The 236-nt window shown below is 53.8% G+C and carries 2 rRNA genes; both read left to right on the top strand.

From position 1 onward, the window contains the following. Positions 1–96 (top strand): 23S ribosomal RNA (locus APT89_RS21770); the annotation flags it as partial. 67 nt (positions 97–163) lie between these two features. Continuing rightward, a 5S ribosomal RNA gene (gene rrf / locus APT89_RS21765) occupies positions 164–236 on the top strand; the annotation flags it as partial.

Genomic DNA, 236 nt, shown 5'->3' with positions numbered 1-236 from the left:
AAGGAACGTTGAAGACGACGACGTTGATAGGCCGGGTGTGTAAGCGCAGCGATGCGTTGAGCTAACCGGTACTAATGAACCGTGAGGCTTAACCTTACAACGCCGAAGGTGTTTTGGCGGTGAGAGAGACGATTTTCAGCCTGATACAGATTAACAGAATTTGCCTGGCGGCTTTAGCGCGGTGGTCCCACCTGACCCCATGCCGAACTCAGAAGTGAAACGCCGTAGCGCCGATG

The sequence above is a fragment of the Enterobacter sp. 50588862 genome (assembly GCF_001462935.1).
Classification (GTDB): Bacteria; Pseudomonadota; Gammaproteobacteria; order Enterobacterales; family Enterobacteriaceae; genus Enterobacter; species Enterobacter bugandensis.
The sequence above is the reverse complement of the archived record's forward strand: the minus strand, read 5'-3'. Positions and strand labels throughout refer to the sequence as shown.